At 58.4% G+C, this 22,993-nt stretch carries 14 protein-coding genes; 9 read left to right on the forward strand and 5 right to left on the reverse strand.

All coding sequences use genetic code 11. The features are described 5' to 3' along the window. Positions 1 to 471 precede the first annotated feature (471 nt). The gene (locus AC1Q6I_RS28940) at positions 472 to 1,947 is read right to left on the reverse strand and encodes a hypothetical protein (protein ID WP_024077266.1); all 1,476 of its coding nucleotides are present in this window, start codon (positions 1,945 to 1,947) and stop codon (positions 472 to 474) included. After that, positions 1,929 to 3,527 (reverse strand): VPA1262 family N-terminal domain-containing protein, encoded by a 1,599-nt coding sequence (locus AC1Q6I_RS28945; RefSeq protein WP_102624579.1) that lies wholly within the window; start codon positions 3,525 to 3,527, stop codon positions 1,929 to 1,931. The genes AC1Q6I_RS28940 and AC1Q6I_RS28945 overlap by 19 nt, the downstream gene beginning before the upstream one ends. A gap of 957 nt (positions 3,528 to 4,484) precedes the next feature. Between AC1Q6I_RS28945 and AC1Q6I_RS28950 the strand changes: the two genes are divergently transcribed. Both AC1Q6I_RS28950 and AC1Q6I_RS28955 read left to right on the forward strand, forming a co-directional pair. Continuing rightward, complete coding sequence (locus AC1Q6I_RS28950) at positions 4,485 to 5,465, forward strand: sterol desaturase family protein (protein WP_024077264.1); 981 nt, start codon at positions 4,485 to 4,487, stop codon at positions 5,463 to 5,465. 81 nt (positions 5,466 to 5,546) lie between these two features. After that, positions 5,547 to 6,179 carry an NAD(P)H-dependent oxidoreductase gene (locus AC1Q6I_RS28955; protein ID WP_102624580.1) on the forward strand — a complete coding sequence of 211 codons (633 nt, stop codon included), beginning with the start codon at positions 5,547 to 5,549 and terminating at the stop codon, positions 6,177 to 6,179. A 380-nt stretch (positions 6,180 to 6,559) separates the two neighbouring features. On the opposite strand, the gene AC1Q6I_RS28960 is transcribed toward AC1Q6I_RS28955, so the two are convergent. Then, entirely contained in the window at positions 6,560 to 7,864 is a 1,305-nt protein-coding gene (locus AC1Q6I_RS28960; protein ID WP_102624581.1) for a helix-turn-helix domain-containing protein, read from the reverse strand. A gap of 445 nt (positions 7,865 to 8,309) precedes the next feature. Further along, positions 8,310 to 9,014 carry a trehalose operon repressor gene (gene treR / locus AC1Q6I_RS28965; protein WP_024077261.1) on the reverse strand — a complete coding sequence of 235 codons (705 nt, stop codon included), beginning with the start codon at positions 9,012 to 9,014 and terminating at the stop codon, positions 8,310 to 8,312. A gap of 239 nt (positions 9,015 to 9,253) precedes the next feature. On the opposite strand from treR, the gene treP reads away from it, so the two are divergent. From treP to AC1Q6I_RS28990, 5 genes are all read left to right on the forward strand, one after another. Continuing rightward, positions 9,254 to 10,696: a PTS system trehalose-specific EIIBC component gene (treP, locus tag AC1Q6I_RS28970; protein ID WP_102624582.1), complete on the forward strand. Its 1,443-nt coding sequence runs from the start codon at positions 9,254 to 9,256 to the stop codon at positions 10,694 to 10,696. Between the two features lie 107 nt (positions 10,697 to 10,803). Continuing rightward, complete coding sequence (gene treC / locus AC1Q6I_RS28975; RefSeq protein WP_102624583.1) at positions 10,804 to 12,450, forward strand: alpha,alpha-phosphotrehalase; 1,647 nt, start codon at positions 10,804 to 10,806, stop codon at positions 12,448 to 12,450. A 70-nt stretch (positions 12,451 to 12,520) separates the two neighbouring features. Further along, complete coding sequence (locus AC1Q6I_RS28980; protein WP_102624584.1) at positions 12,521 to 13,741, forward strand: maltoporin; 1,221 nt, start codon at positions 12,521 to 12,523, stop codon at positions 13,739 to 13,741. A gap of 147 nt (positions 13,742 to 13,888) precedes the next feature. Continuing rightward, positions 13,889 to 16,405: a phosphoenolpyruvate--protein phosphotransferase gene (ptsP, locus tag AC1Q6I_RS28985; RefSeq protein ID WP_102624585.1), complete on the forward strand. Its 2,517-nt coding sequence runs from the start codon at positions 13,889 to 13,891 to the stop codon at positions 16,403 to 16,405. A 2-nt stretch (positions 16,406 to 16,407) separates the two neighbouring features. Then, a complete protein-coding gene (locus AC1Q6I_RS28990; protein WP_102624586.1) occupies positions 16,408 to 16,695 on the forward strand; it encodes a PTS sugar transporter subunit IIB in 288 nt (95 codons plus the stop codon). 115 nt (positions 16,696 to 16,810) lie between these two features. On the opposite strand, the gene mltF is transcribed toward AC1Q6I_RS28990, so the two are convergent. Continuing rightward, a complete protein-coding gene (gene mltF / locus AC1Q6I_RS28995; protein WP_069076947.1) occupies positions 16,811 to 18,271 on the reverse strand; it encodes a membrane-bound lytic murein transglycosylase MltF in 1,461 nt (486 codons plus the stop codon). A gap of 287 nt (positions 18,272 to 18,558) precedes the next feature. On the opposite strand from mltF, the gene purL reads away from it, so the two are divergent. Together purL and AC1Q6I_RS29005 are read left to right on the forward strand one after the other, a co-directional pair. Beyond that, positions 18,559 to 22,455: a phosphoribosylformylglycinamidine synthase gene (purL, locus tag AC1Q6I_RS29000; RefSeq protein ID WP_024077254.1), complete on the forward strand. Its 3,897-nt coding sequence runs from the start codon at positions 18,559 to 18,561 to the stop codon at positions 22,453 to 22,455. 4 nt (positions 22,456 to 22,459) lie between these two features. Beyond that, the gene (locus AC1Q6I_RS29005) at positions 22,460 to 22,771 is read left to right on the forward strand and encodes a YqfO family protein (protein WP_102624587.1); all 312 of its coding nucleotides are present in this window, start codon (positions 22,460 to 22,462) and stop codon (positions 22,769 to 22,771) included. Positions 22,772 to 22,993 lie beyond the last annotated feature (222 nt).

The raw sequence follows: 22,993 nt of genomic DNA on the forward strand, positions 1-22,993 counted from the left end.
CAAGCGGCCCCGGCATCCTCATAGCGGTTATGCAATGTTTGATTGCCGTCCAGCACGTTCAGTCATTCCCATAGGCGAGCGTGTTTCAGCTTATGAAGTATTGGTCCATTTACCAACATTTCGCTGACCGTAACTCCTGGTCTGCGAGTACTTTCCGGTATTGGATCTTGAGTCAATATAGGATCAGTGCGGTATTGGCAGGCGGGTCAATTCCCCAGCCGATCATGACATCGCATGAATGATGCAATGCTTGTGAAAACAGGTTTTCGTTTATGGTGTTTTTCGTGGTATCAGCAGAAACGATCAAAATAAAACTATGATTTATATTGGTTTTTTATGATTGTTTATGTTCGAGTGAGCCTGCGTTAGCAGGTGAGTGCTGAATAACAAAACCCCGGCCATGTGCCGGGGGTTTTGGGTCTTGGTTTGTGCTAACAATTTCGTAAGCTCTGAGTCATTCATCAGTGCGGCTTAGGCGATTTGAGGTCTGCCGTACTTGAGGGTTACATAGGCTTCTTTATCTGGATCAAATGGTAATCGCATTGTGGGTTCTTTATCGATCCAATCGGCTTCTGTACCTGCGACACTCATTGCCAAGAAAAGAGGCTGCATCTCCGATAGCACTGCGTACCACTCAGAGAGACAGTCTATGATCCCGGGGTGCCAATTGTTTTCCACGGTCTGAAGTTTCGTGGTCAGTGAGGCTAACATGTGCTGTCGCTGGGCATCGTCGAGGCATTCGACGGCATAACCTACTAAAGCGTAATCCAACTCACAGCGAGAAATCTTAATAAGGTTCTCAGTACTCCCGTGCAGACCGAACCCCCAAGACGTCCAACGCTGATAAGCGAAATTCCACATAGTCTTCCGCTTCTTGACTTCGGCCATGTCCCTGAATGCTCGGAGACAATTCGCAACTGAAAATCGAGTTTGTTGACCAGACCAGTGCAGGCTTACCGCATCAACATAGGCTTCAAGGGCAGTGTCGTTCGCACCAGCAAGAACGCATCCGAGACAAGTCTGTAATTCTGGAAATCGCGAAGGGAACAAGTTGAACACGCGCATCCAGGCAGCCCAACGCGGCGCATCTTTCGACACACGTTCCAGTATCTGGATCAAAAATTTCTCGCAAGTTTCACCAAGTGGCTCCCTGTTAGCCATGTTTGACACAGATATATAAGTTGTCGCGAACTGGACATGAGGGCTGGACGATCCAGAGCCGAGACGTAGTGCCGCGTTGGCGTTGAGCGATAGCACGACACTCATGATAGATGCCGTCTGCCTTAGCCCCGAGACGGCCACGATCAAACGCTGGGGGGCAAATCTGTCGAGACATTGGGCAGCTTGAACTATGGCAGTGCCCGGAAAAAATCCGCCTTCTATCATGCGCCAGCCTAGTTCGATTCCGATCCAATCGCTTTCAGCATCAGCCTTTTCAAACCGTTCTACGGCCTCTGACTCCCAGATAGGCGCGGATAAACCACGAGTCGTGAAACTCATTGTTATACCTGCGATCATGCTTTCGAGCGCAGAGAGCAATTCATCGTTAGGCCTGAAATCATTTGGTACGATAGCCCAGAAACTTGCCCCCATCGTTGTGAATTGTCCTACGACGAATAGGGCGACTAGTCGGGTACGGCGCGGATCAGCGCTGATGCTCCAATCGGCGCCTGCTTGAATAATCCATCGGAACAGCCCGGTGAGCCTGTCGAAATCCTCACCGCTGGCGGGTGCGCCACGTCGGAGCAAATCTACGAAAGCAAATTGAGACCGGATCGCTTCAAATATGTCGTTACTGGCGTCCCACTCGGAAATAGCTTGAAGAGGATCGGATTGCGCTTCGATTACCGTAACAAGCGCATCTGGGACTTCAATCGGCCCAAATTGCGTGGCTTTCGCCATCGCCGCGACAATAACATCCGAAAGCTTCATTGCGGCCTTTTCCATACAAGGTGATCCTGTCCGCCGAGTAGCTCCCAAAGGTCGGTGAAGGCATCCACCACAAGCTGAGCATTGTCGACCTTCTGAAGGATGTGGTGCGCCGTGCCCACGGAGTTTACCGAGGTGCCGAGCGACCAAGCCATTGCCCCATCTGGGCCAGATGGAAAGATCAGGAACCTATCGTGGAAGTCCCATCCTGTCATGCCCTTCTGTACTCGAAGTTCAAGTTTCAGGCCCCGCCAGTTGCTTTGACATTCATTCAGTGTTTGGCGGATTTCGTCGGTGGAGCCAGCTTTGGCAGTTGTCAGACCGCGGAGGTCCACTCCATGGTAGGGGCAGTAAAATAGCGTTTCGAGTAGGTCTTTGGCTGACAGATATGGATCCCATAGCCAGGCACCTTTTTCGCTGTAAGCAACGATCAGTGCTCGAATGTCATCCAGTGCCTTTCGGCGGACTGCGGTTCCATCGTCTTGGGTTGGTCGATACTGAACAAAACGGCGCTCGGCAGCGAGCTTGTTGGCTTGCTCGGTGTACATTCGCTTCGCTGTCCATCCCCCGTTGTCGTCTGGCTGAGGATCACCGATGAGGCTATGAGTGGAGAACGAAGTCATACCTACTCGCCGAAGGTCACTACTGCCATCCGGATTTTTGACCGAAAAAGTGCGTGGCTCCGGATCGAGAGAGCGCATATTGAATGAGATGGTTGAGATAAAAGAACCTGGTCCGGAGGCGACGAGGAGCGTGCTGCTCTGTTCGGCCCAGATGAAGCCCCGATATAGTCCTCTGCCAGCACGCATAGGAAGTGGGGTTACCCTTTCCTGTAGCCTTGCTGAAGCAAAGCCTGTGAGGATTTCGTCATGCTCCAATTCGCAGACAGCTATCAAGGAGCGTGGAGTGGCTTTAGGATGCCAGGCGTGTTCGACCTGAAAATTCCCGTCTTGGAGCTGCTGAAATTTCGCCATTAGCACAGTGACCGGAAGTTGGACTGTCAGGTTGCCGAGCCGATCTGACATTGTGGCCAGTTGGAGTGGGATGTGTTTTTCGACCTGCACTGATAGCTCTTGCAAGCGGCGAGGATCTGCGAAGAACGGCTTCAGTGCTTCTTTGCCATGATCGGCCCATTCAAGCAGATGCGAACCAGTCCAGAAGTTGTTTTTGAGGAGTTTGTTCCATGGGACCTGCGCACCATTATCTGGCGGCACAAACTGTGCGGGCATCGGCAAAAGCTCGCCAAATCCGAGTTCATCGCCCGAGAGTCTCCATCCCTCCCCCGCCTCCAAAGCTGTGAGAGCCGGAATGAGGGTGTCGATCAGTGCAGTGTAACGGCGGAGGCCAAAACTCCAGCCATTGAGCGATTTGATTCGAATGGGTTTCGGCGTCAGAAAGTAGGCAGCCGCTGGCTCGAGATCAGGTTGCTCCTCGGCAATCAGGAGCGTGAAGATATTGATGATGTCCTCATGATCGGGCCGGCTGGCGAACAGCTCTGTACATTCGACATGAGTATAAAACCCCAATGTGCCGGGCGTGAGAAGCTGGGTCAGCTCTGGCAGCGGGGAGCGAGGCTCGGCTGGCTCATATCGGTTCATGAAGGTAGCTCCCGGTGGCTCACAAATTCTAATTATGTCCAATTCGAGTATCAGGCGCCTTGCTTTATGACGAGTAGGGTTTTGGCCCAGTTACGCCCTAAACAGAACTTATAAAATCAGGTTTTCTTGGCATGGTATTAAATGTGGCATAGATTTTAATCGTAGCGATTAACGATTGATTTATAAGGGTATTTATTTATTATCGATAATAGAGTGGGAGTGATCCCCACGCGCTCTTGATGATGCCGTTCCCCGAAATCCCGCGCCTTGGCGCGGGATTTCAATATCCGCTCGCTCACACTGTTAATCTCCGAATGTTCTTTTTTATAGCGTCCGCTTCAAGTGGCAATACTTGATTGTTGCATTTGCCGGATTCTGTAGTCTCTTGCCCGCCGAACGCATCTTGCGTGATTAAGCTGACGCCGAATAAGCGTAAGTGTCCGGTCGATACTTCTTTTAATGATTATGCCGGTACTTTCCAAAGCGAATATCACCTTCCGGTAGGTTCTCCACGGGCTACCAGCCGAGGCTTTGATAAAAACCACTCGCGCGGTGTGCTTCAGTGGTTTCCAGTCATATGTTCTGGTGGTGTTGAAATAGGAAAGCCTCCGCTCTATCCATCAGGCGGCGCCCCCAATCCTTGCCCCTCGAACCAGAGGGTGCCTGGACGGACCTCGGGCGGCTGACACGCTCGGCGAATAGGTAACGGCTCTGCCAGCATGCCCCTAAGACTATCTATCTGATTCAAATGATGTTTTTAGAGAAAACCTCTCTGAAAATAACCTGTTACGTACCGTTAATTAACCGTTACCCAACTTATCTTGGGCAGTCTGTCATGGGCAGTATCCATATAGCCCGTTGAAATAAGACTCCCGACCGGGCCTGCACGGAAAGACAGCGCGAGGCTATCCATGGCCTCAAAACAAAAACAAAAGAATAAATGGCGAGGTACTTACGATGACGATGTATGAGATCTGGGACTCAATTGTCGCGTTCTATGAACCGACACTGGAAATAATAAGTCTATGGGCCTGGGGCCTTCCTCTGTTTGTCTCAGTCCTCGCGGTGATGTTCATCATCTCGCAAAAGTGGCAGAGCCCCCTGACCCTCCGTTCTCTAACCAATGCAGCCTTTCCCAAAGAGCAATATGACAACCCCTCATCTCGCGTGGATATGTGGAACGGTATCATCCTGCTGATGCTCGGTTTTCCCCTGGTCGGCGTCTTCGCCGTCAATGGCATCGCCATTGCTGACAATGTAGGCGCTTATTTCACCGCTGAATTCGGTGTCCGGGCCCCCTTGATGACGTCAACCTGGCTGATCGTCTCCGTTCAGTTCCTGACTTATTTCCTCAGTGTCGACTTCGTGGGGTATTGGATACATCGTTGGTGCCATACCAATGCACTGATGTGGCATCTGCACAAGCCTCACCATACCGCTGAGACACTGACGCCCTGGACGCTATTCCGCCAGCACCCCATCGAGTTCTTTGGCCTCAATATTATCCCGGCGGTGGTCGGCGGGGCCTTTACGGGGGTGGTGCTTTATGCAACGGGGAGTCAAATCCACCCAGGCATGGTGGTTGCCGTCACCACAACGGCCTACATCTGCTTCTTCGTTATCGATGTGTTTTCTCACGTCCATTTGCCGATCTCCTACGGGTGGATGAACCGGATCGTTTTGGCCCCTGTCATGCACAACCTTCACCACAGTATGGAGCCCCATCACTGGGACAAGAACAACGCAGTCGTACTGACGCTCTGGGACTGGATGTTCGGAACACTCTACTTGCCCAAGAAGGGCGAGAGCTGGCGTTGGGGATGCAACGACGAAGAATATGGTGCCAACAATCCGCACAACACCCTGAGGGGGTTCTATATCGATCCTTTCAAAACCCTCTGGCGTCACTTGAAGGACGGGCAGAGCCCGAATCCGTGAGGGGTACGGAGCACTGGGCAAGTATCTAGAGCGTAAAGCACGCCAGGCAATCGCTGGCTCAATTCCGTCAAGGGAATCATCATGGCATTGAAAGACACGCTTCATTGGCGCTATGCAACCAAAAGCTACAACGGCGACAAGGTCGCGCAAGAAAAAATTGATCCGATCCTGGAAGCCATACGCCTGGCCCCCAGCAGTTCGGGCCTGCAGCCTTTCAAGGTGTTAATCATCACTAACCGCGAGTTGAAGGCGCAATTGCAGCCGATCTGCGCCAACCAACAGCAAATTTCCACAGCGTCCCACTTGTTGATTTTTGCTGCCTGGGATGAATACACACCTGAGCGGATCAATGGGTTTTTTGAATACAGCAACAAAATACGTCACCTGCCTGCCAGTGTCACCGATGATTACCGGCTATCGCTGCTCGATTCTTTCGGCAGCATGAGCAAGGAGCAGCAGTATTTCCACGCGTCCAAACAGTGCTACATCGCCTTGGGATTCGCGTTGGTAGCGGCAGCTGAACTGGGCGTAGATGCCACGCCCATGGAAGGATTCGACAACCAGGCAGTGAATGCGCTTCTGAAGCTTCCCGAACAGGGGTTGAACAGTTCCGTTCTTTTGGCCCTGGGCTACCGGGATACTGAAAGCGATTGGCTGGTGAAACTCGAAAAGGTCCGGCGCGACAAGGCGCATATGTTCGTGGAGATTGCGTAGGTCTACCCCTGAGAAATTTCCAGCGACACAGGTTGTAATCAACAGGGCAGATTAAATGTGCCTGCATGCCGGTTCAGGCGCCGTTGCCGAGACCCCATGCAGGCCATGTGCTTTTTGCGCAAAGCATTCCCGCACACCCTGATGGGAGACGTCGGCACCAGGCGAAGCGGATGCCCACGTCAGGCCACGCACGTATGGCACGGTGCCCAGCCCGTCTCGGAACGAGCAATGGCTTCGCTACGAGACGACGGGCGATATTGCCTTGCCCCATCTCAGGAACCTTTAGCCTGGCTCTTCGCTCCAGAAGGAGCTAACCGCGTGCGGTTGGCAGCCCTGTCCGGGATAGGGACAGGTTCGTAAAAGAGTCTGGCGCTCAGCTTCTATTGAGCTGCCTCGTCTGGCTTGCCAGGGCTTGGCATGGCCTTGCCACTGGGAGGCGACGCCTGCCTCGTACGCCACATCTGACCGACGTCAAGTGGGCGTGCGATCAGCAACTCTGCCGATACACTCGACGGACCAAATGTGCGCACCTCATACATCGCTTCGAAGGCGTCGCTATTCCCTAGCACGGTCTTCAAGCGACTCAGCTCGGCACTGTCCGATGCAATTTTCGCTGCTTCAATCAGTGCGGGATCCATGATGCCGGCAACGACGACGATGTGATTTCCTGCTGGTCCCGGAAAGCGAGCAAGGTACGCATAGTCACGACGCATGATTCTTTCAGTGGACGGTTCGGCCCAATCAGATTGAAATTTATCCCCGCTCGCTCGATCCACAAGGGTATCGCCGCTGGCCGACAGCGAAAACCCGGAAAGATCAAAAAACGGCTCCTGCAGATCGCCGAGCGTGTCGAGTAGACCAACATAGACAATATCGTGATCGCTCAGCATTTCATTGGTGAAACGTGATGTGGTCACATCCTTGATCAGGCTTGAATTTCCAGGCCTGGTTGCGACCATGATTGGCATCACCGAAACCAGGGCTGATGCGAGCCCACTCGGCAAGTGATGGGCATTCATATCGATATACCTTTGGCCGGGCACAGGCATCTGTTGTTTGTAGTTATTCAGATCCTCGCTGGAAGCGATGGTGGAATCAGCGACCATACGAAGGATAGAACCGTCAGCGCCCTGTTCACCGAATACATAAAAATCACCGGAAACGACTAATAGCGGAGCCAGATTCTTCGTGATACCACTCCAGAGAATGCTCTCGATACGCGAATCACTGGGTGATTTCCCTGCCAACCAGAGCCAGCATATTGCGTTGAGCGTGAGGAAAAGCGCCGCGACGGCAAAATACCGCCAATCAAGGAAACGTCGGTGCACATGGCCGGAGTATTTGTCTTGCTCATCGGGAACAGCGACGACCAGACGATATTCGCCACGCGGAAGGATAAGCCGCTCGCCACGCTCATCGGCTGGCGCCGCATCGAGTTTTTTTCGCAGCCGATGAATATGCACTCGAACCGTTGCATCAGCCGCGAGATCCACGCTGGCGGGTCTACCAAACACGACTAGTGCAATCTCGATTTCTTTCGTTGCGGTCGCCGTCAGTGATCGTTCGAGGAGAAACTCGAAAAGACGAATGATCTGTTGCGATTTACCGAGCGCACCACTCTGTAAGACTCTGTGCGCGTGCGCTGTGAGCCGGGTTACCTCGTCAACTTCCTGCGACTTATCCATTTCACATCCTTACTGCGCTCGTCGCCATTGAAGACAAGGCGAGTGCTCTATGGTCGTCCTCAGGGGCGATGAGTTCGACTTAAGCATAGGGGCAGGTCGTCCGCATCCGTATCCCAAATTGGCACGTAGCCACGAGCCTCGGGAAACGACTTGGCCGATCCAGAGGCCCTGCTGTCCATACCGATTTGTCGTCGACGGGTAATCCGCAACGGCACACCTCAGGACTTGTTAAGGATCATATCAACGGTGGGGTGGCTTGCAGCGGCCTTCCTGATAGAAATGGCACTTTTCAAGGCGTCATTCGTACTTGATCATATAACTATATGATTTTTATATATTTTATTTCATGGTTCATAATTGGAGTGGAAGTGACACTGCGGCAGCAGGTGAGCGCTGAATAACAAAACCCCGGCGATGTCCGGGGTTTTGTGTTTCTGGTATTTGTTTACCGTCGGGCAATATCCGAAAAGTAAAACTTATCCAGCGTATGCCGCGATTCGGTGTACTCGAACTGGCGCCCATCCTGCAAAAACGTCTGGTTACTCACCACGATCACATGGCTCTGACCGTCTAGGTCGAGGTGCGCCTGGTCGTCTTTGCTGCGGGGCAGGGCTTCGATGGTGCGTTGCGCATAGCTGATCTGCAGCTGCAGCGTCTGCTCGATGAACGCGTAGATCGACTGCTCGGCGATGTCGCGGTCCAGGCCGGGAATCAGGTCGGCGACAAAGTGGTTGATGTCGAGGATCACCCGTTTGCCGCCGATGCGCCGGACGCGCTTGATCCGCGTGATCAGGGTGCCGGGTTCGGCTTCGATGTGTTGTTGCAATGAGCCTTCCAGTGGGAACTGGGTGAACTCGACCACTTCGGTGCGTACGTCGTCGCCCAGGTCGGCGTGGGTTTCGTGGAAGCTGACGATGCCACCCAATTGGAACTCGATGGGGTTGGGCGACAACACGAAAGTGCCCTTGCCGTGGATTTTTTGCGCGAACCCACGCTCCTGCAACTGCTCGATGGCCCGACGCACGGTGCCACGGCTGGCCTGGTAGGCATCCATCAATTCGGTTTCGGAGGGAAGACGGGTGCCACGTTGCAGGCGTTCAGTGGTGATGTTGGCAAGCAGATCGGTATAGATCTGGTTGTATTTGCTCATGGGGATGGCTCTGTGCCGGGTTTGCGTTCAAGGCAGGAACCTTAGTGGCACGGGGGGTGTTTGTCCATTGGGCCCTTGGATATCTGTGGCGCGTGACGGTGTAGAGCCCATAAAAAAAACAAACAAAATGTAACTCGTACAGACGAGTTGTTGCTTTAACTCGTCTGTACGAGTACGTTTGCTCTCGGCGTGCTGCCAATGACTGCCCCCAAATAAAAAAATCAAAGTGGAAACCAAGCATGAGCCACGACTATTCGAACATTGCCCGCGAGATTCTCGAGAACCTCGGGGGCAGCGGCAACCTTGAGCAAGCTGCCCACTGCGTGACTCGCCTGCGCCTGGCGCTCAAGGATCCGAGCCGGGTCAAGAGCAGCGCCTTGAACCAGGTTGACCTCGTCAAGGGCTCGTTTTTCACCGGGGGCCTGTTCCAGGTGGTGATCGGCCCCGGCGAAGTGGAAAAAGTCTACGCCGCGCTGCGGGAACAGACCGGCCTCGCCGCCGCCACCATCGCCGACGTCAAGAAAAAGGGCGCCGACAAGACCAATGCCATGCAGCGCCTGGTGCGGGTGTTCTCCGATGTGTTCATGCCGATCCTGCCTGCGCTGATCATTGCCGGCCTGTTGATGGGCGTGAACAACCTGATGGGCGCCAAGGGCATGTTCATCGAGGGCAAGACGCTGCTGGAGGCCTATCCGAACCTGGATGGCCTGTGGAGCCTGATCAACCTGATGGCCAACACCTCGTTCGTGTTCTTGCCGGCGCTGGTGGGCTGGTCGGCGGCCAAGCGCTTTGGCGGCAGTGAAATCCTCGGCATCGTGCTCGGCCTGATGCTGGTGCACCCGGACCTGCTCAACGCCTGGAACTATGGCAAGGCGGTCGCCGGGCTGGATGGCCAGAGCCTGCCGTACTTCGATATTTTCGGTTGGTTCAAGATTGAGAAAGTGGGTTACCAGGGGCAGATCCTGCCTATCCTGATGGCGGCCTATGTGATGAGCGTCATCGAGAAATGGCTGCGGGCGCGGGTGCCGAATGCGATTCAACTGCTCGTCGTACCGATCACCACCATCGTCGTTACCGGTGTGCTGGCCCTGGCAATCATTGGCCCGGTCACCCGTCACCTGGGCATCCTGATTACCGAAGGCGTGGTCACCCTCTTTGACCTGGCGCCGATGCTGGGCGGGGCGATTTTCGGCCTGCTGTATGCACCGCTGGTGATCACCGGCATGCACCATATGTTCCTCGCCGTGGACCTGCAATTGATCTCCACCCAGGGCGGCACCTTTATCTGGCCGATGATCGTCATGTCCAACCTGGCCCAGGGCAGCGCCGCGCTCGCGGTGTTCTACATGACCCGTAATGCGCGGGACAAAAGCATGGCCTCGACCTCAGCGGTTTCCGCCTACTTCGGCATTACAGAGCCCGCGATGTTCGGCGTGAACCTGCGCTTCAAATTCCCGTTTTATGCCGCGCTGCTGGGTTCGGCGCTGGGCAGCATCTTCCTGTCGTTGAACAAGGTCCAGGCCTCGGCCATCGGGGTCGGCGGCCTGCCTGGGTTTATCTCGATCGTGCCGAGCGCCATTCCGATGTTTGTGATCGGGATGGTCATCGCGATCGTCGTGCCGTTTGTTTTGACCTGCGCGTTGAGCATGAAGATCGTGCGGCCTGGATACAGGGTTGCCTGATCTACCGCTATCGGGGGCAAGCCCCTCTGCATTTTGAATGTGGGAGCGGGCTTGCCCTCCGATGAGGCCCGAGAGGCCTGCAAAAAACTCTACTGAAGGAACCCACCATGCAAGACTGGCAACACTCGGTGATCTACCAGATCTACCCCAAAAGCTTCCACAGCCACGCGGGTAACGCCACCGGTGACCTGCTGGGTATCGTGGATAAACTCGATTACCTCAAGTGGCTGGGGGTCGACTGCCTGTGGATCACCCCGTTCCTGCGTTCACCGCAGCGCGACAACGGCTACGACATCAGCGACTACTACGCCATCGATCCCAGCTACGGGACCATGGCCGACTGCGACCTGCTGATCAGCGAAGCGGCCCAGCGCGGCATCAAGCTGATGCTCGACATCGTGGTCAATCACACCTCCATCGAGCATGAGTGGTTCCAGCAGGCACGCAGCAGCCTCGACAACCCGTACCGTGACTTCTATATCTGGCGCGACCAGCCGAACAACTGGGAATCCAAGTTCGGTGGCTCAGCCTGGGAATACGAAGCGCAAACCGGCCAGTACTTCCTGCACCTGTTCGATCACACCCAGGCCGACCTCAACTGGGACAACCCCAAGGTGCGCGCCGAGGTATTCAAGCTGATGCGCTTCTGGCGCGACAAGGGTGTGGGCGGTTTCCGCCTGGACGTGATCAACCTGATCTCCAAGCCCGCCGATTTCCCCGAAGACAACAGCGATGGCCGTCGCTTCTACACCGACGGCCCGAACGTGCATGCATACCTGCAGGAAATGCACCGCGAAGTCTTCGAGGGCCATGACCTGATCAACGTCGGCGAGATGTCGTCCACCAGCCTGGAACACTGCATCCGCTATTCGCGGCCGGAGTCCAAAGAGCTGTCGATGACCTTCAACTTTCATCACCTGAAAGTCGATTACCCGAACTTGCAGAAGTGGGTGCGCGCCGACTTTGATTTCCTGCAGCTCAAGCAGATCCTCTCTGATTGGCAACTCGGCATGCAGGCGGGTGGCGGCTGGAACGCACTGTTCTGGTGTAACCACGACCAGCCTCGAGTGGTCTCGCGATTTGGCGATGACGGCGAACACCGGGTGGTCTCGGCCAAGATGCTCGCCACGGCGTTGCACTTCCTCCAGGGCACGCCCTTTGTGTACCAGGGCGAAGAGCTGGGCATGACCAACCCGGGGTTCGACAAGATCGAGCAATACCGTGATGTCGAGACCCTGAACATCTTCCGCCTCAAGCGCGATGCGGGGGAGTCCGAGGCGTCGAGCATGGCGGCGATCATGCAGAAGTCCCGCGATAACGGGCGCACGCCCATGCAGTGGAACAACCAGGCGAATGCCGGTTTCAGCACGGGCGAGCCGTGGATCGGTATCCCGGCCAATGCGGCGCAGATCAATGTCGAGCAGCAACTGGATGACCCGGACTCGGTGCTGCATCACTACCGCGCGCTGATCGCCTTGCGTCGCCATGAATCGCTGATTCAGGAGGGCGTTTACCGCCCGTTGCTGCAAGACCACCTTCAGGTCTGGGCATACCTGCGCGAAGGTCATGGCGAGCGGTTGCTGGTGCTGAACAACTTCTACGGCCAGCCGTGCGAGATCCAACTGCCCGGCAACGTGATCAGTGGGGGCACCGAGCAACGCCTGCTGATCAGCAACTACCCCGATTGCCCGATGCGTACCCGCACAGTCGTGCTGCGCCCCTACGAATCCTTTGTGCTGCACCTCAAGGACTGAGACCCGTTGTAAACCCCGTGTGGGAGCGCGGGGACGCGTTAAAAACATAATAAAAATATCGGAGCGCTTCATGAAAACAACAATAAAGCTGGGCCTAGTAGCATCGTGCCTGAGCCTGCCATTCGGCGCGCAGGCCCTGGAATTTGCCGGTTACCTGCGCAGTGGCGTGGGCACTTCAACCGGCAGTGGCAAGCAGCAGTGTTTCCAACTGCCGGGCGCGCAAACCAAATACCGCTTGGGCAACGAATGCGAGCAGTACGCCGAACTGGAATTGCGCCAGGACCTGCTGACCCTCGACGATGGTTCGGTGCTCAGCGTCGACGCCATGGCCTCCCTGTACAACCAATACGACCGCGCCCTTAAATTCCAGGGTGAAAACAACGGCTCGGCGCGCATGCCGCAGATGTATGCGCAATGGTCGAACCTGCCCAGTCTCAACGGCGGGTCGCTGTGGGCCGGGCGGCGTTACTACAAACGTAATGACATCCATATCTCCGACTTCTACTACTGGAACCAGAGCGCCACGGGCGGCGGTATCGAGGACGTGCTGATTGGCGACTTGAAATACAGCTACGCCCTTTCGCGCAAGGACAACCTGTACCAGAAGGAATACGCCACCCGTCACGATTTCAACATTGCGGGCTTCAAGACCAACCCCGGTGGCGAGCTGGAGCTGGGCTTGAGCTACATCGAAAAGGCCGGCGGGCGCGATACCAACAGCGGTTGGGCGATCACGGCGCAGCACGTACAAAAGGCTTTCCTGGGCGGCAAGAACAAATTCGCCCTGCAGTACGGCGAAGGTCCTGGCACCGGCCTGGGTTACACCGGCAATACCCGCTTGGACAACAGCAGCAAAAGCTATCGCGCCGTCGAGTTTTTCGACTGGCAGGTGACCCCGCGTTTCGGCGGGCAGATCGAGGCGGTGTACCAGAAAGATATCCGTCCCGGCAGCCAGGACCAGACCTGGATGTCCGTCGGCGTGCGCCCGGCCTATGCGATCAGCGAGCAGTTCAAGCTGGTCACCGAACTCGGCCATGATCAGGTCGATGCCAGTGGTGGCACGCGCAAGCTGAGCAAGTTCACCTTCGCCCCGACCTGGTCGCCCAAAGGCCCGGATTTCTGGGCGCGGCCGGAGGTGCGTTTGTATTACACCTATGCCAGTTGGAACGAAGCGGCCAAGCGTGCGGCGAATGAGCTGGCGGCGGGTTCGGCGTTGTCCGACACCGGCGCCTACGGCACTGCGCGGCATGGCTCGAACGTCGGCGTGCAAGTCGAATACTGGTGGAAATGAGCCTTCGGGTGCACAGGGACTAAATGTGGGAGGGGGCATGCCCCCGATAGCGGTGTTTCAGATAGGCATTTATTGGCTGGTACACCGTCATCGGGAACAAGCCCCCGCCCACACGGATATCTACAGAACAAAACAGCAGGTGAAGTCATGACCGCAACTCAACCCCTGGAATTGCTGGCGCCCGTGTCGGGTGTGCTGCTGGCGCTGGATAAGGTGCCCGACCCTGTATTCTCCAGCCGCCTGATTGGCGACGGCCTGTGTATCGACCCCACCTCGCAGACCCTCTGCGCGCCACTGGCCGGGGTGATCAGCAATATCCAGGACAGTGGGCATGCGGTCAGCATCACCGATGACAATGGCGTCCAGGTGCTGATGCACATCGGCCTGGACACCGTGAACCTGGCAGGCAAGGGATTTACCCGATTGGTCGAGGAAGGCCAGCGGGTGGAGGCCGGGCAACCGCTGATCGAATTCGATGCCGACTACGTGGCGCTCAACGCCCGTAGCCTGCTGACCTTGATGCTGGTGGTCAGTGGCGAGCCGTTTAGCGTGTTGGCAACCGATCTTGTGGAGATCGGCCAACCGCTGTTGCAGTTATCCCCAGGCGAAGCCATTGACGCAGTGGACGAAGAGGAGGGCGATGCGCTGTTCTCCAAGCCGTTGACCTTGCCCAATGCCAACGGTTTGCACGCCCGCCCGGCGGCGGTGTTCGCCCAGGCGGCGAAGGGTTTCAACGCAAGCATCTATCTGCATAAACAAACCCAGAGCGCCAACGCCAAATCGCTGGTGGCGATCATGGCGTTGCAAACCGTGCACGGCGACACCTTGCAGGTGAGTGCGGCGGGTGAGGATGCCGAAGTGGCGATCACTGCGCTGGTGGCCTTGTTGGCTGAAGGCTGTGGCGAGGGGGTGGCGAGCGTGGCTGAAGCGGTCGTTACGCCACCCTCGGCGACCTTGCTGCGAGGCGTGTGCGCATCGCCGGGTTCGGCGTTTGGTCAGGTCGTTCAAGTGACTGAGCCTGAGCTGAGCATCCCTGAACAAGGTATGGGTGAAGCCACTGAACGTGCCGCTTTGGCGCGTGGCCTGCTGGCTGCCACCGAGGCATTGCAGGCTTTTCGGGATAAGGCCGCCGGCAGCGCCCAGGCAGAGATTTTCCGCGCCCATCAGGAACTGCTCGAAGACCCGACCTTGCTGGAACACGCTCACAGCCTGCTGGCTGAAGGCAAGAGCGCCGCCTTTGCCTGGAACAGTGCCACGCTCGCGACCGTCAAGCTATTTCAGGGGCTGGGCAATGCGCTGATCGCCGAGCGTGCGGCAGATCTGGCGGATGTTGGCCGGCGCGTGCTGAAACTGATCCTGGGCATTCAGGACAACGCCTGGGACTTGCCGGAGCGCGCAATCCTGATCGCTGAGCAATTGACCCCGTCGCAGACCGCCAGCCTGGATACACGCAAAGTGCTGGGTTTTGTCACCGTCGGCGGAGGCGCGACCAGCCACGTCGCGATCCTCGCCCGCGCCCTTGGCCTGCCGGCCATTTGCGGTGTTTCGGCCCAGGTACTGGGGTTGGCCAACGGCAAGCAGGTGTTGCTCGACGCCGACAAAGGCGAACTGCACTTGGACCCGGATCTGGCCGAAATCGAACAATTGGAAGCCGCCCGCAAGCAGCAGGTGCTTCGCCATCAACGCGATGTGGCGCAGGCGTCTTTGCCCGCCACCACCCGAGACGGTCATCACGTCGAAGTCACCGCCAACGTGGCCTCGTTGCAGGAAGTGGAGCAATCCCTGACCCTTGGCGGCGAAGGCGTCGGCCTGTTGCGTTCGGAGTTCCTCTACCTGGACCGCAACCGTGCGCCGGGCCCTGACGAACAAGCAGCCACCTACACGGCCATCGCCCGTGCCCTGGGCGCCGAGCGCAACCTGGTGGTGCGCACCTTGGACGTCGGTGGCGACAAACCCTTGGCTTATGTGCCGATGGACGCCGAAACCAACCCGTTCCTCGGGTTGCGCGGTATTCGCCTGTGCCTGGAGCGTCCCGAGCTGCTGCGCGAACAGTTCCGTGCGATCCTCGCCAGTGCCGGTTTTGCACGCCTGCATATCATGCTGCCGATGGTCAGCCTGCTCTCCGAGTTGCACCTGGCGCGCAAGATGCTCGAAGAAGAAGCTCTGGCCCTGGGGCTCACCGAGCTACCGAAGCTGGGCATCATGATCGAGGTGCCGTCTGCGGCGTTGATGGCGGATGTGTTTGCGCCCCATGTGGATTTCTTTTCGATCGGCACCAATGACCTGACCCAATACACCCTGGCCATGGACCGCGACCACCCGCGGCTGGCCGGCCAGGCCGACAGCTTTCACCCGGCTGTGTTGCGCCTGATCGCGACCACCGTCAAGGCCGCCCATGCCCACGGCAAGTGGGTGGGCGTGTGCGGGGCGTTGGCGTCCGAAGCCTTGGCTGTGCCGGTATTGATCGGGCTGGGGGTGGATGAGTTGTCTGTCAGCGTGCCGCTGATCCCGACCATCAAGGCCACCGTACGCGAGCTGGACCTGGCGGACTGCCAGATCATCGCCCGCCAGGTACTGGGCCTGGAAGAAGCCGCCCAAGTGCGCGAGGCCTTGCGCCTGTATCACGCGGCCACCGTTGAAACCTCACCTGTCGTGGAGCACTGAGCATGTTCGAGAAATTGCAGCGGGCGTTCTGGAAAGCCCTGACCCCGGATTTGATTGCCGAGACGGTAGCGCCGTCGACACCGAGTCTGTTGTCGGCCGATGTGCTGGATGCGCTCGGTGGTGCGGATAATCTCAAGTCGCAACAGCGCGTGGCGTTGACGCGAGTGCGCGTGCAACTGCAGGACGCGGCGCGGGTGGATGTGGCGGCGTTAAAGGCGGCTGGAGTGCCGGGCGTGATGGTGTTGGCGGGAGGCACGGTACATCTGCTCACCGGCCTCCAGGGCCAGTAGCGAACGAGCGGTGGGAGTGCCGGTAGCAGGGGGCGGTCAGTTTGTCTGTGGCTGATCGAGCCTCATCGGGAGCAAGCTCCCTCCCACATGGGGTTGGGGGGCTGGATGATCGGGTTTACAGCTGCGGGTTCTCTTCCGGCGGCTTGGTCTTGTTCACCCCAGGTACATGCAGGTTGCCTTCGACCACCTGATTACCTTCCAGCTGTGGCTGAGTCACCCAGGTGAGGATGTCGTAGTAGCGCCGGATGTTCGCCACGAAATGCACCGGCTCGCCGCCACGGGCATAGCCGTAGCGGGTCTTGCTGTACCACTGCTTCTGCGACAGGCGCGGCAGCATCTTCTTCACGTCCAGCCACTTGTTCGGGTTCAGGCCGTCCTTCTGCGCCAGCTTGCGCGCGTCGTCCAGATGCCCGGTGCCCACGTTGTAAGCGGCCAGGGCAAACCAGGTACGGTCCGGCTCGGCGATATCATCGTCAAGCTCATCCTTGATCTTGGCCAGGTATTTGGCGCCGCCCATGATGCTTTGCTTGGCGTCCAGGCGGTTGGACACGCCCATGGCCTGGGCGGTGTTCTGGGTCAGCATCATCAGCCCGCGCACGCCGGTCTTGGAGGTGACCGCCGGTTGCCAGAGTGACTCTTGATAGCCGATGGCCGCCAACAGGCGCCAGTCGACCTTTTCTTCCTTGGCGTAGGCCTTGAAGTGTTTCTCGTACTTGGGCAAGCGCTGCTGCAAGTGCTGGGCAAACGTATAGGCGCCCATGTAGCCGAGCACATCGACGTGCCCGTAGTAGCGATCTTTCAGGCGCTGCAAGGTGCCGTTCTTGCCGACCTTGTCGAGGTAGCTGTTGACCTCGTTGAGCAGGCTGTTGTCTTCGCCGGCGGCCACGGCCCAGCTCTGGTGGCTGGCATCGCCGAGGTCGAACGCCACGCGCACGTTGGGGAAGTACACCTGGTTCATCGCCACTTCGTTGGAGTCCACCAGGGTCAGGTCGATCTGGCCTTCGTCGACCATGCGCAGCAGGTCGACTACTTCAACGGCGTCGGACTCTTCGTATTCGATGGCAGGATTCTGTTTTTTCAACTCCGCCAGTTGTTCGGCGTGGGTGCTGCCCTTGAGCACCATGATCTTCTTGCCCACCAGGTCCGCCGCGTTGGTGGGGCGCGATTGGCCGTTGCGATAGATGATCTGCGGGGTCACTTCCAGGTACGGGTGGGAAAAGCGAACCTGCTTCAGGCGCTGCTCGCTGCTGACCAGGCCGGCGGCAGCCAGGACCGGGCCGTTGGGTTTACCCAGCTGGCCGAACAGGTCGTCGAGGTTGTCAGCGGTTTCGATTTCCAGCTTCACCCCCAGGTCGTCGGCAAAGCGTTTGACCAGCTCGTATTCGAAACCGGTTTCACCGTTGCGGTCCTGGAAATACGTGGCCGGGCTGTTTCGGGTAATCACCCGCAATACGCCATCCTCCTTGATTCGCTCGAGCGTGCTGGGTTTATCAACACAGGCGCTGAGCATCAGGAAGAGTCCGGTTGCGATGAGCCATTTGGCGCACCGCGGGCGCAAAGCAGTAGGGGAGAACATCTGCGCAGTATACGCAAACGGCCCACGGCGCCATATCTCGACAGCGTGGGACTTGTCTGCTAGCGCCGGCAAAACTGTGCTGCAACCCGCAGAAACGTGGCTTGGCGAGTGATTGTGACGGTTAAAATAACTGCGCGGAATGCCACGGATAGCGCGCGGATAGCGTGCAATCGGTGCCAACTGACGTTCGGCAGCAGCCACCAGTAGCGTTTCGGGTGCCGTTGGCGGCGGTTTACGCTAGAATGCACGGCCTCAAAGCACACCCCCTTCCCGAGGCTGTCCCGAAGATGTTGATCCTGCGCGGCGCTCCTGCCCTTTCTGCCTTTCGCCACAGCAAACTCCTTGAGCAACTGAGCCAGAAGGTTCCAGCTGTTACAGGCCTGTATGCTGAATTTGCTCACTTCGCCGACGTTACCGGCGTCTTGACCGCCGACGAACAGCAGGTGCTGGCACGCCTTCTGAAGTACGGCCCAAGCGTTCCCGTTCAAGAGCCGACCGGCCGCTTGTTCCTGGTTCTGCCACGGTTCGGCACCATCTCGCCCTGGTCGAGCAAGGCCAGTGATATCGCCCGCAACTGCGGCCTTACGAGCATCCAGCGCCTGGAACGCGGGATTGCCTTCTATGTCGCCGGGCAGTTCAGCGAGACCGAAGCCGAGCTTATCGCCAGCAGCCTGCACGACCGCATGACCCAGATCATCGTCAGCCAGCTGGAACAGGCTGCCGGCCTGTTCAGCCACGCCGAGCCCAAGCCGCTGACCGCGATTGACGTGCTTGGCGGCGGTCGCGCCGCCCTCGAGAAGGCCAACACCGAACTGGGCCTGGCCCTGGCCGAAGACGAGATCGACTATCTGGTCAACGCTTTCAACGGCTTGAAGCGCAACCCGCACGACATCGAACTGATGATGTTCGCCCAGGCCAACTCCGAGCACTGCCGTCACAAGATCTTCAACGCCAGTTGGGACATCGACGGCGAAAGCCAGGAAAAAAGCCTGTTCGGCATGATCAAGAACACCTACGTGATGCACAGCGAAGGCGTTCTGTCGGCTTATAAGGACAACGCCTCGGTCATCGTCGGCAGCGTCGCCGGCCGTTTCTTCCCGGACCCCGAGACCCGCCAGTACGGCGCGGTGCAGGAGCCGGTGCACATCCTGATGAAAGTCGAGACTCACAACCACCCGACCGCGATTGCCCCGTTCCCGGGCGCAGCCACCGGTTCCGGCGGCGAGATCCGCGACGAAGGTGCCACCGGCCGTGGCGCCAAGCCAAAGGCCGGCCTCACCGGTTTTACCGTGTCCAACCTGCAGATCCCGGGCTTCGAACAGCCGTGGGAAGTGCCATACGGCAAGCCGGAGCGCATCGTTACCGCGCTGGACATCATGATCGAAGGCCCGCTGGGCGGCGCCGCGTTCAACAACGAGTTCGGGCGCCCGGCACTGACCGGCTACTTCCGGACCTTCGAGCAATCCATCACCACCCCGCGTGGCGATGAAGTGCGCGGCTACCACAAGCCGATCATGTTGGCCGGCGGCATGGGCAACATCCGTGAAGAACATGTCAAGAAAGGCGAGATCCTGGTCGGCTCCAAGCTGATCGTCCTCGGCGGCCCGGCGATGCTGATCGGCCTGGGGGGCGGTGCTGCCTCCTCCATGGCCACCGGCACCAGCTCGGCGGACCTCGACTTCGCTTCCGTACAGCGCGAAAACCCAGAGATGGAGCGTCGCTGCCAGGAAGTCATCGACCGTTGCTGGCAGTTGGGTGACAAGAACCCGATCAGCTTCATCCACGACGTCGGCGCCGGTGGCTTGTCCAACGCCTTCCCGGAACTGGTCAACGATGGCGACCGCGGCGGCCGTTTCGAACTGCGCAACATTCCAAACGACGAGCCGGGCATGGCCCCGCACGAAATCTGGAGCAACGAGTCCCAGGAACGCTACGTACTGGCCGTCGGCCCTGAAGACTTTGCGCGCTTCCAGGCCATCTGCGAACGCGAGCGCTGCCCGTTTGCCGTGGTCGGCGAAGCCACTGCCGAGCCGCAACTGACGGTCACCGACAGCCACTTCGGCAACAGCCCGGTGGACATGCCGCTCGAAGTGCTGCTGGGCAAGGCCCCGCGCATGCACCGTTCGGCCGTACGTGAAGCCGAGCTGGGCGATGATTTCGACCCGAGCACGCTGGACCTGGCCGACAGCATCGAACGTGTGCTGCACCACCCGGCCGTGGCGAGCAAAAGCTTCCTGATCACCATTGGCGACCGCACCATCACTGGCCTGGTGGCCCGTGACCAGATGGTCGGCCCGTGGCAAGTGCCGGTGGCTGACGTTGCCGTCACCGCCACCAGCTTCGACGTCTACACCGGTGAAGCCATGGCCATGGGCGAGCGCACGCCGCTGGCCCTGCTGGATGCTCCGGCGTCGGGACGCATGGCCATTGGTGAAACCCTCACCAACATCGCGGCGTCGCGCATCGGCAAACTGTCCGACATAAAGTTGTCGGCCAACTGGATGTCCGCTGCCGGCCACCCCGGTGAAGACGCGCGCCTGTACGACACCGTCAAGGCGGTCGGCATGGAGCTGTGCCCGGAACTGGGGATCACCATTCCGGTGGGCAAGGACTCCATGTCCATGGCCACCCGTTGGAACGAAGACGGCACCGACAAGAGCGTCACTTCGCCGCTGTCGCTGATCGTCACCGGTTTCGCACCGGTCACCGACATCCGCCAGACCCTGACCCCGCAACTGCGCATGGACAAGGGCACCACCGACCTGATCCTGATCGACCTGGGCCGTGGCCAGAACCGCATGGGCGCCTCGATCCTCGCGCAAACCCATGGCAAGCTCGGCAAGCACGCGCCGGACGTCGATGATGCCGAAGACCTCAAGGCCTTCTTCGCCGTGATCCAGGGCCTCAACGCCGACGGCCACCTGCTGGCCTACCACGACCGTTCCGACGGTGGCCTGCTGACCAGCGTTGTAGAGATGGCGTTTGCCGGTCACTGCGGCTTGAACCTGGTACTCGACAGCGTTGCCGAGGATGCTTCTGAAATCAACGGCATCCTGTTCAACGAAGAGCTGGGCGCCGTGATCCAGGTGCGCCAGGACGCGACCCCGGACGTACTTGCACAGTTCAGCGCCGCCGGCCTGGGCGATTGCGTGGCAGTGATCGGCCAGCCGATCAACAACGGCCAGATCGACATTGTCTTCAATGGCGACACCGTTTTCGAAGGCCAGCGCCGTCTGCTGCAACGCCAATGGGCGGAAACCAGCTACCAGATCCAGCGCCTGCGCGACAACGCCGACTGCGCCGAGCAGGAGTTCGACCTGATCCTGGAAGAAGACAATCCGGGCCTGAGCACCAAGCTCAGCTTCGACGTCAACCAGGACATCGCCGCGCCGTACATCAAGAAAGGCATTCGTCCACAAGTCGCCGTACTGCGTGAGCAGGGCGTCAACGGCCAGGTCGAAATGGCGGCCGCGTTCGACCGCGCCGGCTTCAACGCGATCGACGTGCACATGAGCGATATCCTCGCCGGTCGCGTTGACCTCAACGAGTTCAAGGGCCTGGTGGCCTGCGGTGGCTTCTCCTACGGCGACGTCCTGGGTGCCGGTGAAGGCTGGGCCAAGTCGGCTCTGTTCAACAGCCGTGCCCGCGACGCGTTCCAAGGCTTCTTCGAGCGCAACGACAGCTTCACGCTGGGTGTGTGCAACGGTTGCCAGATGATGTCCAACCTGCATGAGCTGATCCCGGGCAGCGAGTTCTGGCCGCACTTTGTGCGTAACCGTTCCGAGCAGTTCGAAGCCCGTGTCGCCATGGTGCAGGTGCAGGAGTCCAACTCGATCTTCCTGCAAGGCATGGCTGGTTCGCGCATGCCGATCGCCATCGCCCACGGTGAAGGCCATGCCGAGTTCGAAAGCGAAGAAGCCCTGCTGGAAGCCGACCTGTCCGGTTGCGTGGCCATGCGTTTCGTCGACAACCACGGCAAGGTCACCGAAAACTACCCGGCCAACCCGAACGGCTCGCCGCGCGGGATCACCGGCCTCACCAGCCGCGACGGCCGCGTCACCATCATGATGCCGCACCCGGAGCGTGTATTCCGCGCGGTGCAGAACTCGTGGCGCCCGGAAGAGTGGAACGAAGACGGCGCCTGGATGCGCATGTTCCGCAACGCTCGCGTGTGGGTGAACTAAGGCGGTGTACAAGCTCAGCTTCTTTGTGCCCGACAGCCATGTGGAGACGGTGAAGACCGCCGTCTTCGCAGCCGGTGGCGGGCGCATCGGCGACTACGACAGCTGCGCCTGGCAAGTGCTGGGCCAGGGCCAATTCCGTGCGTTGGACGGCAGCCAGCCGTTTATCGGGCAGGTGGGCCAGGTTGAAGTGGTTGAAGAGTGGAAAGTTGAGCTGGTGGTGGCCGATGAGTCGATTGCGGCTGCTGTGGCGGCGTTGAAGCTCAGCCATCCGTATGAAACACCGGCGTATGAGGTGTGGCAGTTGGCGGATTTTTGATTCGCTGGCTGTAAAAACAAGAAACCCGCTGGGCCAGTTTGGTCAGCGGGTTTTTTGTTGCCTGAACAGGCCCTATCGCGGGCAAGCCCGGCTCCCACATTGTTGATCTGCGAATACATTCAAACTGTGGGAGCTGGCTTGCCTGCGATGAGCATGGGTATCTACGCAACTTTCAGACCTTGAGAACTCTCCCTGTGGCGAGCGGGCTTGCCCCGCGTTGGG

The sequence above is a fragment of the Pseudomonas sp. MPR-R2A5 genome (assembly GCF_058793055.1).